The organism is Sinorhizobium sp. Y406, from assembly GCF_058732025.1.
On sequence record NZ_CM178974.1, the window covers coordinates 148,756 to 164,413 of the forward strand.

The 15,658-nt window shown below is 62.8% G+C and carries 16 protein-coding genes; 9 read left to right on the forward strand and 7 right to left on the reverse strand.

Annotated elements, in window-relative coordinates; all coding sequences use genetic code 11:
• The first annotated feature begins 324 nt into the window (after positions 1-324).
• Together AC4P1R_RS00690 and AC4P1R_RS00695 are read left to right on the forward strand one after the other, a co-directional pair.
• Positions 325-1,251 carry a sulfite exporter TauE/SafE family protein gene (locus tag AC4P1R_RS00690; RefSeq protein WP_069459580.1) on the forward strand — a complete coding sequence of 309 codons (927 nt, stop codon included), beginning with the start codon at positions 325-327 and terminating at the stop codon, positions 1,249-1,251.
• A 60-nt stretch (positions 1,252-1,311) separates the two neighbouring features.
• On the forward strand, positions 1,312-2,127 hold the full coding sequence (locus AC4P1R_RS00695) for a TIGR02186 family protein (protein WP_069459579.1): 816 nt from the start codon (positions 1,312-1,314) through the stop codon (positions 2,125-2,127).
• A gap of 2 nt (positions 2,128-2,129) precedes the next feature.
• Here the strand turns inward: AC4P1R_RS00695 and AC4P1R_RS00700 are convergent, their stop codons facing one another.
• Positions 2,130-3,071, reverse strand: coding sequence for a choline sulfate utilization transcriptional regulator (locus AC4P1R_RS00700; protein ID WP_069459578.1), 942 nt, complete (start codon positions 3,069-3,071; stop codon positions 2,130-2,132).
• Positions 3,072-3,166: 95 nt separating this feature from the next.
• Between AC4P1R_RS00700 and choX the strand changes: the two genes are divergently transcribed.
• The 3 genes from choX to AC4P1R_RS00715 all read left to right on the forward strand — a co-directional run bounded on the left by choX (position 3,167) and on the right by AC4P1R_RS00715 (position 6,207).
• Positions 3,167-4,117, forward strand: coding sequence for a choline ABC transporter substrate-binding protein (gene choX, locus AC4P1R_RS00705; protein ID WP_425353239.1), 951 nt, complete (start codon positions 3,167-3,169; stop codon positions 4,115-4,117).
• A gap of 137 nt (positions 4,118-4,254) precedes the next feature.
• Entirely contained in the window at positions 4,255-5,766 is a 1,512-nt protein-coding gene (gene betC, locus AC4P1R_RS00710; RefSeq protein WP_492177284.1) for a choline-sulfatase, read from the forward strand.
• A 204-nt stretch (positions 5,767-5,970) separates the two neighbouring features.
• Positions 5,971-6,207 (forward strand): Lrp/AsnC ligand binding domain-containing protein, encoded by a 237-nt coding sequence (locus AC4P1R_RS00715; protein WP_034859316.1) that lies wholly within the window; start codon positions 5,971-5,973, stop codon positions 6,205-6,207.
• A 6-nt stretch (positions 6,208-6,213) separates the two neighbouring features.
• On the opposite strand, the gene pdeM is transcribed toward AC4P1R_RS00715, so the two are convergent.
• The 4 genes from pdeM to AC4P1R_RS00735 all read right to left on the reverse strand — a co-directional run bounded on the left by pdeM (position 6,214) and on the right by AC4P1R_RS00735 (position 11,245).
• A complete protein-coding gene (pdeM, locus tag AC4P1R_RS00720; RefSeq protein ID WP_069459576.1) occupies positions 6,214-6,939 on the reverse strand; it encodes a ligase-associated DNA damage response endonuclease PdeM in 726 nt (241 codons plus the stop codon).
• A gap of 7 nt (positions 6,940-6,946) precedes the next feature.
• The gene (locus tag AC4P1R_RS00725) at positions 6,947-9,490 is read right to left on the reverse strand and encodes a ligase-associated DNA damage response DEXH box helicase (protein WP_492177285.1); all 2,544 of its coding nucleotides are present in this window, start codon (positions 9,488-9,490) and stop codon (positions 6,947-6,949) included.
• 75 nt (positions 9,491-9,565) lie between these two features.
• Complete coding sequence (locus AC4P1R_RS00730) at positions 9,566-10,201, reverse strand: YitT family protein (protein WP_069459574.1); 636 nt, start codon at positions 10,199-10,201, stop codon at positions 9,566-9,568.
• A 105-nt stretch (positions 10,202-10,306) separates the two neighbouring features.
• On the reverse strand, positions 10,307-11,245 hold the full coding sequence (locus tag AC4P1R_RS00735) for a class I SAM-dependent DNA methyltransferase (protein ID WP_069459573.1): 939 nt from the start codon (positions 11,243-11,245) through the stop codon (positions 10,307-10,309).
• A gap of 143 nt (positions 11,246-11,388) precedes the next feature.
• On the opposite strand from AC4P1R_RS00735, the gene AC4P1R_RS00740 reads away from it, so the two are divergent.
• Genes AC4P1R_RS00740 through AC4P1R_RS00750 form a run of 3 tightly spaced genes read left to right on the forward strand, consistent with a single transcriptional unit; the run spans position 11,389 to position 13,573 of the window.
• Entirely contained in the window at positions 11,389-11,655 is a 267-nt protein-coding gene (locus tag AC4P1R_RS00740; protein ID WP_069459572.1) for a DUF6460 domain-containing protein, read from the forward strand.
• 2 nt (positions 11,656-11,657) lie between these two features.
• Entirely contained in the window at positions 11,658-12,161 is a 504-nt protein-coding gene (locus AC4P1R_RS00745; protein WP_492177287.1) for a CAP domain-containing protein, read from the forward strand.
• 50 nt (positions 12,162-12,211) lie between these two features.
• Positions 12,212-13,573, forward strand: a complete 1,362-nt coding sequence (locus AC4P1R_RS00750) for an MATE family efflux transporter (protein WP_151610791.1) — start codon at positions 12,212-12,214, stop codon at positions 13,571-13,573.
• Here the strand turns inward: AC4P1R_RS00750 and AC4P1R_RS00755 are convergent.
• Both AC4P1R_RS00755 and AC4P1R_RS00760 read right to left on the reverse strand, forming a co-directional pair.
• Positions 13,549-14,637, reverse strand: a complete 1,089-nt coding sequence (locus tag AC4P1R_RS00755; RefSeq protein ID WP_069459569.1) for a quinone-dependent dihydroorotate dehydrogenase — start codon at positions 14,635-14,637, stop codon at positions 13,549-13,551. The two genes, AC4P1R_RS00750 and AC4P1R_RS00755, sit on opposite strands and share 25 nt — an antisense overlap.
• Entirely contained in the window at positions 14,634-14,981 is a 348-nt protein-coding gene (locus AC4P1R_RS00760; protein ID WP_492177288.1) for a DUF952 domain-containing protein, read from the reverse strand. Before AC4P1R_RS00760 ends, AC4P1R_RS00755 begins: the two co-directional genes overlap by 4 nt.
• Positions 14,982-15,146: 165 nt before the next feature.
• Between AC4P1R_RS00760 and AC4P1R_RS00765 the strand changes: the two genes are divergently transcribed.
• On the forward strand, positions 15,147-15,584 hold the full coding sequence (locus AC4P1R_RS00765) for a hypothetical protein (RefSeq protein WP_069459567.1): 438 nt from the start codon (positions 15,147-15,149) through the stop codon (positions 15,582-15,584).
• Positions 15,585-15,658: the final 74 nt, after the last annotated feature.

A 15,658-nucleotide genomic window follows, 5' to 3' on the forward strand; every position in this document is an offset into this window, starting at 1 on the left:
GCCGCAGATAGGCGCCACAGCGCTGTCAGCACGGAAGTTGCGCGCCATTTGCCTGCCATGTGCCCGGCAAGGTTGACAGTTTCGGACCTGGGGCGCATGAGGGGAGGTGCAGTCTGCTGTCCCTCGGAGGTGGGCCGTCTGCCGCTACATCCCTGCTCGTGGTGAATCACCATCCGCTTCGACGCATCGCGCCGCGCCTCTTGAAGGCGTGAGCCATGCGGAGAATTCAAGGCATGCACAATTCCTAAATCGTTTCCGGTTTAGGGGTTGTGAAGTTGCAGTTGCCGCCCGCGCCGCGGGCTGTTGATACATCGAGGTTCGGCCGTGACGGTCTATCTGCCCATTGCAGAGTTGTCGGTGAATATTTTCGTCATTCTCGGCATGGGCGCGGCTGTCGGTTTTTTGTCGGGCATGTTCGGGGTTGGCGGCGGTTTCCTGATCACGCCGCTGCTGATCTTCTACAACATTCCGCCGGTGGTGGCGGTGGCGACAGGCGCCAACCAGGTAGTTGCCTCCTCGATCTCCGGCGCGATCACGCATTTCCGCCGCGGCACGATCGACGTCAAGCTCGGCACAGTGCTGCTCGGCGGCGGCCTCGTCGGGGCGACCGTCGGCGTCTGGCTGTTTTCGTTGCTGCGCCGCATGGGCCAACTCGATCTGGTGATCTCTTTGCTCTATGTCGTGCTGCTCGGCTCCGTCGGCGGGTTGATGCTCTGGGAGAGCCTCGGCGCCATGCGCAAGGCTGCCAAGAATCTGCCGACTGCCTTGCGCCGGCCCGGGCAGCATATCTGGATCCACGGCCTGCCGCTGAAGATGCGCTTCAAGAAGTCGAAAATCTATCTGAGCGTCATTCCGGTCGCCACGCTCGGCTTCTCGATCGGCATGTTGACCTCGATCATGGGCGTCGGCGGCGGCTTCATCATGGTGCCGGCGATGATCTATCTCTTGCGCATCCCGACCAATGTCGTCGTCGGCACCTCGTTGTTCCAGATCGTGTTCGTCTCCGCCTACACGGTTCTCGTCCAGGCGTCGACGAACTACACCGTCGATATCGTGCTCGCCTTTGTGCTGATGATCGCCGGTGTCATCGGGGCGCAATACGGCGTGCGCGTCGGCCAGCGGCTGCGTGGCGAACAGTTGCGGGCGCTGCTGGCGCTGCTCGTGCTCGCCGTCGGCATCCGGCTCGCGATCGACCTCGTCATTCCGCCGGAGAATGTCTATTCGGTCGTCTCGGGGGGGTTCGGATACTGATGGTCACTAGCCCGTATCCAACTCGCCACAGTCCAACGCAGGGCCCAAGGAGTGTGAGAAATGCGGGCTAGCCTCCGCCTTTTGCTGACGGTCCTTGTTCTGGCCGCTGCCGCGCCGGCCGCGGCGCAGGCGCCGGTACGGCCCCTGGAGCGGCAGATCACGAATTTCAACGAGAAGCTCGAGATCGGTATCTCGACCGACGAGATCGCCATCACCTCCGACTTTCGCGGCGCCGACCTGACGATTTTCGGCGCCATCGACGGCTTCGATCCCAACCTTCTCGCCCAGGGCAAATACAACGTCGTCGTCGCCCTCGAAGGCCCGAAGGACAATGCGACGGTGCGCAAGAAGGAGCGGGTCTTCGGCATCTGGGTCAACACGCAGTCGATGACCTTCGAGCTGGTTCCCGAAGCCTACTCGCTGTCAAGCACGCGCGACATTGCAACGATCGCACCGCCGCGCGACATTGCCAATATGGGGATCGGCGTCGATCACATGCGCCTGGTGCCGCTCGGTTTCTTTGGCGACGGCAGCAATCTCGGCGAATTTCGCAATGCCTTCCGGCGCCTGCGGGAGGAAAGCGGCGTCTACCAGCGGGATCCGGGCGGCGTGCAGTTCATCAGTTCGAGCCTGTTCAAGGCCTCCGTGCGGCTGCCGGCCAACGTACCGAACGGCATTCACGTCGTGCGCGCCTATCTGTTCCGGGACGGGCTGTTCGTCGCCGCCAAGGCGCTGTCGCTCCGGGTCGTCAAGACCGGTCTCGAACAGGCCATCACCCGGGCCGCGCATGACCAGCCCCTCGCCTATGGTCTCCTTGCCGTGGCGCTGGCTGTCATCACCGGCTGGGGCGCAAGCCTGCTCTTCCGAAAGGACTAGGGTCAGGAGGTCTTTCCCGCTTCGCAGCCATCCTGAAGTGCGGTCTGTGCTTCCGCCTCACTCAACAGCCAATTGCCGAGGCGGCTGACCGGTTGGCTCGCCCGCGCAGGCCGGACCAGGCAGTAGCCGCGCTCGCGGACCTCGAGAGTGGGGCCGACGGGCACCAGAAGGCCCGAGGAAATGTGTTCATCCACGAGGCCCCTCCACCCGATCGCAATTCCCTGGCCGCCGACGGCGGCTTGCACGACAAGCGAATAGGTGTTGAAGCTCAGATCGACATGTCCCGACTGCACGTCCCTGACCGCCCTGAAATGCGATAAATAGGTGCGCCATTCGAACCAGGGCGAAGGCGCCGAGCTATCGAGATGTATCAAGGTTGATCTCGCGAGCGACGAGACATCTGCGAAGGGGCCGTTCTGTTCGGCGAAAGCCGGTGTGCACACGGGCGTGACCGCTTCCGGTAAGAGCAATATGACATCGTCGCCGAAATCGCGCTGCGCGCCGAAAGCGACGGCGATGTCGTTATCTCTCAACAGTTCCCGCTGAAGCCTTTGCGTCGCGACGATCTGGATGTCCAACTCCGGATATAGAAGCCGGAATGCATGCATTCGAGGCATCAGCCAGAGCGACGCAAATGCATAATCCGTCAGCAACCGGATCGTCGATCTTTCCTGGTCGGCGCGAAAAGCGCCAACGGCATCGTCGATTTCGTCGACCGCCCGTTTCGCAATGTCGTAAAGCCTCTGGCCCGCGGGCGTGAGTTCGACACCGCGGTGGACGCGGGTTAGCAGATCCACTCCGATCTGGTCCTCTATGCGTCGAATTTGGTAGCTGATCGCCGGCTGCGAAATTCCAAGCGCAGCCGCAGCGGATGTCAGGTTGCCACGCTTTGCCACCTCCACGAAAAGCCGCAGCCAGCCAAGATCGACCACTCTCTGTCTCATAGAAAGGCCTTATGGGAAGAATCAAGAAAACCCGACTTCACAGGGATTTAGAATAGCGGCACGAATACGGAAATCAAATAGTTCAGGGGAGTAACATGATGATGAATGCAGTCAGCACCTGCCTCGCCTTGGGATTGTTCCTGTCGCTTGCCGGTATGGCGCCAGTCCAGGCCGCGGAGGATGAGGCCTGCAAGGTGATCCGCATGTCTGACCCGGGCTGGACGGACATCACTGCAACGAATGCCGTCGCGCGCGTCCTGCTCGAGGCACTTGGCTATGAGCCCGACATCAAAACGCTCTCCGTGCCTATCGGCTACGAGTCGATGAAGAACGGGGAGATCGACATCTTCCTCGGCAACTGGATGCCGGCCCAGAGCGCTTTCATAGAGGACCTGCAGAAGGCTGACGCCGTCGAGATCGTCAATCGTAACCTCGATGGCGCTAAGTTCACGCTGGCTGTACCATCCTATGTCGCGGAACGCGGCATCAAGGACTTTTCTGATCTCCAGACGCATGGTGAAGAGTTCGAGCGACTGATCTATGGTATCGAGACGGGGGCACCGGCCAATGCCAGCATCGAAAAAATGATCGGCGCAAATGATTTCGGGCTTGGAGACTGGCAGCTGGTCCAGTCGAGCGAACAGGCGATGCTGGCCCAGGTGGAGCGCGCTGCACAGAAGGAGGCGGCAATCGTTTTTCTCGCCTGGGCGCCGCATCCCATGAACAACCGGTTTGACATCACCTATCTTTCGGGTGGCGACGCCTATTTCGGGCCCAATTACGGTGGCGCGGAGGTCTATACGCTCGCGCGGACCGGCTGGACGAAGATGTGCCCCAACGGTGCCAACTTGTTCAAGAATCTCACCTTCGACATGGCAATGGAAAACACGTTGATGGGGAAGATCCTGGAAGGCGACAAACCGGAGGAAGCCGCAGCGGCGTGGCTCAGCGAGAATCCGCAGTCGCTCGACAAGTGGCTCGCGGGCGTTACGACCTTCGACGGTGGTCCCGGATTGGACAGCGTGAAAGCCTCTCTCGGACTCTAAGCAGACGTGCGTGACTGCCAGCGCCGCGCGTCTTTTCAGACGCGCAAAGGTCGCTGTAATTCTTTGAAATTGTGCATCGCACTTCCGAAAACGGGTACGATCGCCGGGGCGATGCGCTAGACTGAAGGAAGAATCCAATGACGCGGCCAAACATCCTGATCCTGATGGTCGACCAGTTCAACGGAACTCTGTTTCCCGATGGTCCCGCCGATTTTCTGCATGCGCCTCATCTCAGGGGCTTGGCAGAGCGCTCGGTTCGCTTTGCCAATACCTACACCGCCAGCCCGCTTTGCGCTCCGGCACGGGCGTCCTTCATGTCCGGTCAACTCCCGAGCCGCACACGCGTCTACGACAACGCTGCCGAATTTGCCTCGGACATACCGACCTATGCGCACCACCTCAGGGCCGGAGGATATCAGACTTGCCTCTCGGGAAAGATGCATTTCGTCGGCCCCGATCAACTGCATGGTTTCGAGGAGCGGTTGACGACGGATATCTATCCGGCGGATTTCGGTTGGACGCCGGACTACCGTAAGCCGGGGGAGCGCATCGACTGGTGGTATCACAATCTCGGCTCCGTCACGGGTGCCGGGGTGGCCGAGATCACCAACCAGATGGAATACGACGACGAGGTTGCCTACAACGCCACCCGCAAGCTCTACGATCTTGCGCGCGGCAATGACGATCGACCGTGGAGCCTGACGGTTAGTTTCACCCATCCGCACGATCCCTATGTCGCTCGCAAGCGCTTCTGGGATCTTTACGAGGGCTGTCCTGCGCTGGACCCGAAGATCGGACCCATTCCCTTTGAACAGCAGGACCCGCATTCGCGGCGCCTCCTGGAGGCTTGCGACTACCGGTCATTCGACATTTCGGCGGATGACGTACGGCGCGCACGGCGCGGCTATTTCGCCAGCATCTCCTACGTGGACGAGAAAATCGGCGAGATTCTCGACGTGCTCGAGCGGACCGGCATGGCCGGGAATACCGCCATACTGTTCGTATCCGACCATGGCGACATGCTGGGCGAACGTGGCCTCTGGTTCAAGATGAGCTTCTTCGAAGGCTCGGCGCGCGTGCCACTGATGATCTCGGCGCCTGGCTGGAAGCCCGGCAGGGTCGACGCACCGGTGTCGACGCTCGACGTAACGCCGACTGTCGCCTCGATCGCCGGCTTGGACATCGCTTCGATCCTCCCTTGGACCGACGGCGAAGATCTCGCGCCGCTGGTGCGGGCTGAGGCCGACCGGGGTCCGGTGCCGATGGAATACGCGGCAGAAGGCTCAGTGGCGCCGCTCGTGGGGTTGCGATCGGGAGCATACAAATTGACGCTCTGCGACGAGGATCCGCCGCTGCTGTTCGACGTCAGCTCTGATCCCGATGAATTGACGGACCTTGCGTCAAATGCGGAACACAGCGAAGTCCTCACCAGCTTGCTCGCCGAAGCAAACAAGCGTTGGAGTCTCGCCGCCTTTGACGCTGCGGTGCGTGAAAGCCAAGCCCGTCGCTGGGTGGTGTATCCGGCGCTGAGGAACGGCGCCTACTACCCTTGGGATTTCCAGCCGTTGCAGAAGGCCTCCGAGCGATACATGCGCAACCACATGGATCTCAACGTGCTCGAGGAAAAGCAGCGGTTTCCTCGGGATTGAGGCGCGATGCTCGTCCCACAGATATGATCTAACGTCTTCGCCTCATTCAGCTGGACAGTGGCGCCGGCTGAAGCGGACGCATTTCCTTTTGCCCTGTTGCGGTTTATGGAAGCGCACGACAGTATCCCAGACGGTCCTGACCGATCGACGCGAACGGGGAGGAGTTGGGCCACGGATCCGCTCCCGGAAAAGCAGAGGAAGCCAATGAAGCCGATTTTCGTGCAATTGCAATGCGCCCCCGGCAAAACCTACGAAGTTGCCGACGAGATCTACCGCAAGGAAATCGTCTCGGAGATGTATTCGACCAGTGGTGACTACGACCTGCTTCTGAAGATCTATGTCGAGGAGGGTCAGGACGTCGGCAAGTTCATCAACGACAATATAGCCAGCGTGCCGGGCATCTCCCGTTCCTTGACGACGCTCACCTTCAACGCGTTCTGAAGGCTTCTATCCGAGCAGGTTGGCGAAGCGGACGGAATAGATCCGGTCGCGTCCCATCATATGGGCGACGAGGTACTGGCGATCGAAGAGCCCATTCATGGCGCGGTGCCGGAGGTCCAACCCGCCGGTGATCACACCGAAGGCGGGCATGAGCAGCCGTTTGCCGTCCGCCGCGAAACAGGGCCGGCGAACCGATCTCTCGCGGCGCCGCACGGTAGCCGAGGGATGCAAGTGGCCGGCGATCTCGCCGAGGCCGTCCTTCAGGGATGGCTCGTGTCGGAAGACGAGCCCCGCGTGCCGCAGTTCATCCATGAAGGCGCCGGGCAGTCCGAATGCGCCGTCCGGATCGTGGTTGCCGTTGATCCAGATCCAGTCGCGCCCGTGCGCCATGGAGCAGATCATCTGGCGAAAGTTCTCCGGCATCGCCGCCGAGCCCCTGCGGTCGTGGAAGTTGTCGCCAAGACTGATGACAGTCTTCGGATCATGGCGCGCGAGAACCGCCTCCAGGATGCGTAGCGTCGCGATCGTGTCGTAGGGCGGCAGCATCATGCCGCGGCGGGCGAAGGCGGAGCCTTTTTCCAGGTGAAGGTCGGAGACGACGAGCGTTCGGCTCTCGGGAAGATAAAGACCCCCCAGCGCATCGCAGATGGCCGCGACGCCGTTGATCGTCGTGCGCGCCTGGAAAAGAGCACACCCAGCAGGGGCCGATGTCGCGTGGACGAGCCGATGCATTCCTGTCCTATTCCTCTGTGAGGCCCATCGCCTCGCTGATCAGCTCATCGGCCGCTTCCGTGAGCAGGAAGTCCTGTGCTTCTCCATGGACCGATTCCCGCCCGATTTCCAGCATCACCGGGATGGCGAGCGGCGAGATGCGATCGAGCCGGCGATGGGCGACGTGGCCTTTGATTCGCTTCAACATGGAGCCGAGCCGGTCGATGTCCAAGAGGCCCGTCGCCGCGTCGTTCCTGGTTGCCTCCAGGAGAATGTGATCCGGCTCGTGAATCCGCAATACGTCGTAAATGAGGTCGGCGGAAACCGTGATCTGCCGGCCGGTCTTCTCCTTGCCGGGGTGGCGTTGCTCGATGAGGCCGGCGATGACTGCGCAGTTGCGGAAGGTACGCTTGAGAAGGAAGGACTGGTTGAGCCAGGCCTCGAGGTCGTCGCCCAGCATGTCCTCGTCGAGGAGGTCTCCAAGCGAGGGTGCGCCGGTGCGGAAGGCCGAGCCCAAATCATCGAGCGCCCAGACGGCGAGCGAATAGTCGGTGGCGACGAAGCCGAGCGGCTTCAGCCCGGCGCGGTCGAGCCTGCGGGTGATGAGCATGCCGAGCGTCTGGTGCGCGAGCCGCCCTTCGAAGGCATAGATGACCATGTAATGGCGGCTGCCGCGCGGAAAGGTCTCGATCAGGAGCTGGTCCTCCGGCGGCAGCATCGAGACATCCTGCTGCAGCGCCAGCCAGTCGCGCACCTGATCGGGAAGTGGCGCGCGGCGGGCGGGATCGGCGAGCATTTTTCGCACCTGCGTCGCGAGATAGGTCGAAAGCGGGAACTTGCCGCCGGCATAGCTCGGCACCTTCGGATCGAAGGAAAAGGCTTGCGAGACGAGGCACTCGCTCTCGCGGATGCCTTCGAAGCGCAGAACCTTGCCGGAGAAGAGAAACGTGTCGCCCGGCGACAGCAATTCGAGAAAGTACTCCTCTACCTTGCCGAGCGACATGCCGCCGCGGCCGAGCGAGCCGCGGGCATTGCGTTTCACCAGCCGGACGTTCAGCATCGGCGATTCCACGATCGTCCCGACATTCAGCCGATATTGCTGCGCCACCATCGGGTTCGAAACTCGCCAAAGGCCCTCCTTCGTCTTGCGGATACGAGCGTAACGCTCATAGGTCCTGAGCGCATAGCCGCCGGTGGCGACGAGATCGACGACCCGTTCGAAGGTCTCCCACGAGAGGTCGCGGTAGGGCAGGGCGGTGGTGATTTCGTCGTGCAGCTCGACCGCATCGAAAGGGCCGGCACAGGCCCTGCCGAGCACATGTTGCGCGAGCACGTCGAGCGCACCCCGGCCGATCGGCGGCGTATCCTGCGCGCCGATATAGTTGGCGTCGAGCGCGGCCTGGCATTCCATCACCTCGAAGCGGTTGGCCGGCACGAGGAGGGCGCGGCTCGGCTCGTCCATGCGGTGATTGGCGCGGCCGATGCGCTGGGCGAGCCGGCTCGCGCCCTTCGGGGCGCCGACATGGACCACCAGGTCGACATCGCCCCAATCGATGCCGAGATCGAGCGTCGAGGTGGCGACGACGGCGCGCAGCCGGTTCTCGGCCATTGCCGCCTCGACCTTCCGGCGCTGGGCGACGTCGAGCGAGCCGTGGTGCAATGCGATCGGCAGGTAGTCGTCGTTGATGGTCCAGAGCTCCTGGAACAGCATTTCCGCCTGGCTGCGCGTGTTGACGAAGAGCAGCGTCGTGCCATGCGCCTTGATCGCCTCGTAGACATCGGCGATCGCATAGCGGGCAGAGTGCCCGGCCCAAGGCACGTGTTTGTCTGAGCGCAGGATCGAAATCTCCGGCTTGGCGCCGCCGGAAACGGTGATCAGGCCGGCATGGCCATCGCCGTCCGGAGGCTGCGCCACCAGCCAGCGCTGCAGTTCCATCGGCTCGGCGACCGTTGCCGAAAGCCCGATCGATTGCAGGCGGGGCGCCAACCGCCGCAGCCGCGCGAGCCCGAGGGAAAGCAGATGCCCGCGCTTCGAAGTTACCAGCGAATGCAATTCGTCGAGCACGACATAGCGCAGGTCCTTGAAGAAGCGTCCCGCCTCGCCATCGGCGAGAAGCAGCGCGAGCTGCTCGGGGGTCGTCAGCAGGATGTCTGGCGGGTTCGCCTTCTGCCGCTGGCGCTTGCCCTGCGGCGTATCGCCAGTGCGGTTTTCGATCCGGACGGGAAGTCCCATCTCGCCGACGGGCTTCATCAGGTTGCGCTCGATGTCGACGGCGAGCGCTTTCAGCGGCGAGATATAGAGCGTGTGGATGCCGACGAAGGCAGAGCCCGGCGGGATCCTGCCGCGCCGCGTGAGATCGATGAGGGATGGCAGGAAGCCGGCAAGTGTCTTGCCTGCGCCGGTCGGAGCTATCAGAAGTGTGCTCTCCCCGGCTTCCGCGCGGGAGAGCAATTCGAGCTGATGCGCGCGCGGTCGCCAGCCCTTGTCGGCGAACCACCGGAGAAAGGGCGCCGGCAACGTCAAAGCATCACGCTTCGGCAAAGGGGAATCGATCCTGTTCACGGGGAACAAAGGTAGATCATGTGCGGCAAAAGAGAAGCGTCGATCCGCCGGCCGATCGGTTCATCCCGGCCGTGGCGGCTCTTTTCAGAGCGCGATGTAGCGATCGGCGCGGTGGTTGATCGCCACGAAGAGATTGAGGACGATCGCGCCGAGCACAGACCAGGCGACGACCCCGGGCGTGGTGACCGCGAAGGCGACGGCGAGAACGGCCATGTCGATTACAAGCTGTACAAGCCCGGCGCGAATGCCGAAGCGTTCCTGCAGATAGATGCCGAGGATGCCGACGCCCCCGAGGCTGGCGCGATGGCGGTAGAGCGCCAGCAGGCCGTATCCGAGCAGTAGGCCGCCGATGAGCGCCGCCCAGCCCGGATGGATCTGGCCAATCTGAAAGAGCCGCGATTGCGCGTCGGTGAGGAACGAGGTGAGTCCGATGGCGATGAAGGTCTTTACGGTGAAAGCGGGGCCGAGCCGCTTCAGCGACAGATAGAAGAAGGGCAGGTTGAGAAGGAAAAAGGCGAGGCCGAAGTTCACGCCGGTTGCGTAATGCAGCAGAAAGGCGATGCCGGCGGTGCTGCCGGTCAGAAGGCCGGCGCTTGCGAGAAAATAGAGGCCCAGAGCGGCAATAAGGCTGCCGGAAAAGATGCCCTGCACATCCTCTATCGGCGTATGCCTGGTGGGACTGGTGTTCCAGAGACCGAAAACACTGCTGCCTTGTGCCATGACCAATCCCCTGCTCGTGCTGGCATGACAATGCTGCAGTGCACAAAAATAATCAAGAAAAATATGTAAGCAATGCTGACCTATTTCGCATGGCAGCGTTGCGCGTCAGGCGCCTTTGCGGGCGAGAAACAATATGCCGGACACCGGCAGGCCGGCATCCATGCGAATGAACGTGCGTTCGACCGCGATCAGCGAAAGCCCGTGTCCGGCGCAGAGCGAAGCGACATAAGGCTCCGAATGCGCATAACGCAGCGACGGCCGGAGCACGAAGCCCTCCTCCGCTGCCGCCTTCTCTACCGAGAAGGCGAAGAAACCCTCTGGCTTCAGCAACCGGTCGATGATGAGGAACACGCTTTCGAGATTGCCGAGATACATCAGCACATCCGCGGCGCTGGCGAGATCGGCACGCCGCTCCTCCAGTTCGCCGAACAGGCCGCACACCTCGGGCAGCAAAGAGAGGTCCGCCTGGCTCAGCCGATCGTAAATCGCCTTCCCCTCGGCCTTGGCGAGCATGTTGGCCGATAGATCGAAGCCCTCGAGAAAGTCCGAGCGGTCGCGGACGCGCTCACCGAAAAGCCCCGTTCCGCAGCCAAGGTCCGTGACGTGACGGAAGCGCTGCCTGCCGCTCGTCCGATCGATGAGTGCGGCGAGCTTTTCCGGCACGCTGTAGTTCAGCTTCTCGGTAAGCGCCTCGTCGAAGCGTTCTGCATAGTCGTCGAAGAGCCGCTCGACGTAGGTGCTCGGCGGCTGCTCCGGCGTCTCGGCGGCGCCGAGGAGTGCAAGCTTGAGACTGGCACCGAAAATGTCGTCCGGGTTGAGGCGGAGCGTATTGCCAAGGGCCTCGATGGCTGCCTCTTTTCGGCCCGATTTTTCTTCATAGTCCGCCAGCCGGAACCAGCCGGCCGCCCAGTTCGGTGCGAGCTCGAGGGCCTGGGCCATGAGTTCGGCCGCGGCTTGCAGTTCGCCGCCTTCGGCGAGCATATTTGCGTAGTCGGCACGTCGGTCGGCGATCAAGTCACCGGAGGAGAGCTGGTTGAAGATCATGACGGTGGCGGTTCCGTTGCGACGGACGCTTCTGGGGCCGGGCGCGACAAAACACAAGCGGAATCTGGATGGGCCCCTTGCTCGCGGGTTGCGGGGGCAGGAATGTCGGCTTATGTGAGGGAAAACAGGAGAATTCTTCGCCCATGTCGGACGGCATAAATAGATTCCTGGGTGACTCGCCGCTGCGCGTGCTGGTCAAGCTCGTCGTCGTGTCGATCCTGGTCGGCTTCGTCATGACCTTCTTCGACTGGTACCCTGTCGATATCTACTACGGCATCCGCAACTTCCTGCTCGACGTCTGGTACAAAGGCTTTGCCGCGCTCGGTAGGGTCGGGGACTATCTCCTCGTCGGCGCCGCCGTCGTTATCCCGGCTTTCCTCCTCCTTCGTATCCTGAGCTATCGGCGGTAGGCATGGCGGATTCGATTTGTCTTCCCCGCAGAGTGCTGATCCTGCGCGCCGGTTCCGTGATCTCGCTCGGCTTGATCGCCGGTTGCTCTGCCTACGATGGGCTCGTCTCCGACGAGGGCGCCCGCAGCGACCAGACGGAGACGACGCTCGGCTACGTCAACGCGCTGCGTGAGGGGAAGGGGCTTTCGGCGCTCGCGCGCGACCCGGCAGCGTCCCTTGCAGCGATGCACCAGGCGGTGCGAATGGCCAGAGCCGGCAAGATGCAGCACAATATCGGCTGGCGCGACGACTTCTACGACCGCATGAAGGGCGAAGGCGTCACCCTGCCCGCAGCCGAAAACATCGCCATGGGCCAGGAAGACGCCGAGCGCGCCTATCGGGCTTGGGTCAACTCGCCGAACCATCTGAAGAACATGCTCGGCAACTATCGCGGTCTCGGCGTTGCGACTGCACAAAATTCCGCTTCCGGAAATCGTCCCTATTGGGCCATGGTGCTCTGCGGCTGAGCTGATTCCCCGAGACGGACCTTGCGGGAGTGGCCGCATGGGATGAAACGATGACTGCCATGGAAAGCCTGGAACCCGCCGGCGATAGTGCCGGCCCGTTTCACGTCAGCAACCGGCTGATTTTTTCCATCGCGCTGCCGATGACGCTCGGTTTCCTGACGACACCGCTGCTCGGCCTTGTCGATACGGCCGTGGTCGGCCGGCTTGGTCGGGCGGAGATGCTCGCCGGACTTGCGGTCGGCGCAGTCATGTTCGACCTCATCTTCGCCACTTTCAATTTCCTGCGCGCCGCCACGACCGGCCTCGTCGCCCAGGCCTGTGGCCGGGGCGATCGGCGCGAGCAGCAGGCGGTCTTCTGGCGGTCCATGGCTATCGCGCTCGTTTGCGGGCTAGGAATCCTGCTCCTCTCTCCGCTGCTGCTCCTGGTCGGCCTGTGGCTGATGGCGCCCGGGCCAGAGGTCGCGGCGGTCACCAGCACCTATTTCTTCTATCGGATCCTCTCGGGTCCGGCGGCGCTTGCCAATTACGCGATTCTCGGATTCGTGCTCGGCCGTGGCCAGGGTACGCTCGGCCTCCTGTTGCAGACGATCATCAACGGAACCAACATCGTGCTTTCGATCCTGCTTGGGCTCGTTCTCGGCTGGGGCGTGGCCGGCGTTGCGATCGCCACGGTCACTGGCGAGGTGGTCGGTGCGGTCCTTGGCTTCCTGATCGTCTTCGGCCGCTTCGACGGGCAGGACGCGCCCGGCTGGGCGGCCGTTTTCGCGCGGAACCGCCTGAAGGCGCTCTTCGGCCTCAACCGCGACATCATGATCCGTTCTTTCGTGCTGCTCGCCGCCTTTGCGCTGATGACGCGGATAGGCACCGCTCTGGGCCCGGTAACGCTTGCCGCAAATGCGGTGCTGATGAGCATCTTCCTGGTTGCCGGCTACTATCTCGACGGGCTTGCCAATGCGGCCGAGCAATTGACGGGGCGCTCGATCGGGGCGGCCTACAGGCCGGCTTTTGACCGCGCCCTGCGGATGACCGTCGCCTGGGCGCTCGGGCTGGCCGCGGCGACGACGCTCGCGTTCCTCGCCTTCGGCAATGCGCTTGTCGATCTGTTGACGACGGTGGCGGTGGTGCGCGCAGCGGCGTACGAATACATGCCCTGGGCGGCCCTCACGGCGCTGACCGGCGCGCTCGCCTTCCTGATGGACGGAGTCTTCATCGGGGCCACCTGGTCGCGCGACATGCGCAATATGATGATCGCCGCCTTCCTCGTCTATTGCGCCTCGCTCGCCGCGCTCGTGCCCCTGTTCGGCAATCACGGTCTCTGGGCGGGGCTCAACCTCTTCCTGCTGATGCGAGGGCTTTCACTGCTCGCCCTGGTGCCGCGCCGGGCGGCTCAGACTTTCCGTCCGGCCCAGTAATCGGTGCGGCTGTCGCGGATCTCGCGGATGGAGGCAAGTCCGTCGCGGTCGCAGAGCGCGGAAAGCCCCCGCACGATCCGACCCGGAAGACCCGGTCCCTGGTAGACCATGCAGGAATAGAGCTGGACGAGATCGGCGCCGGCACGGATCTTTTCCGCCGCCGTTTCGGCCGAACCGACACCGCCGACGCCGATGATCGGCATGTCGGGCCCGATGCGCTTGCGCATCCGCGCAAGGACCGCCGTCGACTTCTCGAAGAGCGGCCTGCCGGAAAGTCCGCCGGTCTCCTTCGCCTGCCGCTGGTCCTTGAGCCCCTCGCGCGAGAGCGTGGTGTTCGATACGATCAGTCCATCGAGATCATGCGCCAACACTTCCGCCGCAATGTCGTCCATCCCCTCGTCGGTCAGGTCCGGGGCGATCTTGAGAAAAACCGGGATGCGCCTACCGGTCTTTCCTGCTTCCTCCTCGCGTGCGGCAAGCACGGCCGAAAGCAGCGCCGCGAGGCTTTCGCGCGCCTGGAGATCGCGCAAGCCCGGCGTATTGGGCGAGGAGATATTGGCGGTGAAATAGCGTGCGACCGGGTAGAAGGTGCGAATGCCCGCCACGTAGTCGGCAATGCGGTCGGCGCTGTCCTTGTTGGCACCGATGTTGACGCCGACCAAAGCCTCCCGCGAATAGCCCCGAAGCCTCGCCAGCGCCGCCCCGTGCCCTTCATTGTTGAAGCCGAGCCTGTTGATCACAGCCTCGTCTTCCACGAGGCGAAAAAGCCGAGGCCTGTCGTTGCCCGCCTGCGGACGCGGCGTGACCGTGCCGATCTCGGTAAAACCGAAGCCGAGCTTCAGAAGCGCCTCGGGCACTTCGGCATTCTTGTCATAGCCCGCCGCCATACCGATCGGATTGGCAAAGGTCAGGCCCGCCACGGTTTGCACCAACCTTGGGTCTGCGGGCGCTGCACAGCTCCGGACGAGACCGCTCTTCAGCGCCCGGATCGAGAGGCCATGGGCGGACTCGGGGTCGAGCAGAAACAGGCCGCGACGGGCGAGGCTTTCGAAAGGTCTGGTCATGGGGCAAGCTCTGGAAACACGCGGTCGCCGTCGTCGTCAAGCGGCAGCGGCTTTTCCCACAGCACCGCATCGAGAGTGAGCGGCGCGTAGAGATGCGGAAAAAGTGCGCCGCCACGCGATGGTTCATAGGTGAGCTTGTCCCCGAGCACGGCCGCGTTCACCGCGACCAGCAGGAGGTCCGTCTGTCCCTCGAAATGGCGCGCGGCCGTTTCGGTCACCTGATCACGGGTCGAAAAATGGATGAAGCCGTCGGCGAGATCGATAGGTGCGCCATCGAATCGTCCCGTGCGCCGCGCCTCCTGCCAAAGCAGTGCCGGAACGATCTTGTATATGGTAGCGTTCATGCTGTCCGCTCGTCCGTCGTGAAAACCGAGCCATGGCCTTGCCGCAAATATAGCCGCATGTCCACCGTGCAACACCAGATCGAGGCGGATTTCTCTACGGCGCCGAGCGTCCCTTTGGGCGTGCGAGGATGAACGTAGCACAGGAGGCTTCCGGAAGAGGGTGTCATGAAGCAAGCAACCGCAGCATTGGTGTTCGGCCTGAGTCTTGGATGGGCGCTTTCGGTGACCGCCCAGGAATCGTCGCCTGGACGCTACACGATGCAGAAATCCGAGACGGGGTTCGCCCGGCTCGACACCGAAACCGGCGAGGTTGACCTCTGCCAGGAGAAGAACGGAGAACTCGTCTGCCGGATGGCGGCCGACGAGCGCGCAGCCTTCGAGAGGGAGCTCGATCTTCTCACCAGGCGCGTCGAAGCGCTGGAAAAAGCCGTTGGGAGAGGAGCGGCAGCAAGCAAACCGGATCTTCCGACCGACGAAGAGATTGACCGGACAATGAGCATCATGGAAAGAGTGATGCGGAAGTTCATGGGGATCGTGAAGGAATTCGACGACAAAGGGAAGTCGCCCGCCGAGGAGGGTGGGCAGGTACCCGACCGGACGTGAATTCGCCCCTGGGCGACACGGGCTGCGGCATGCGTCCTTATGTCGATGCCGATTCGGTGGTAATAAGATTGCTG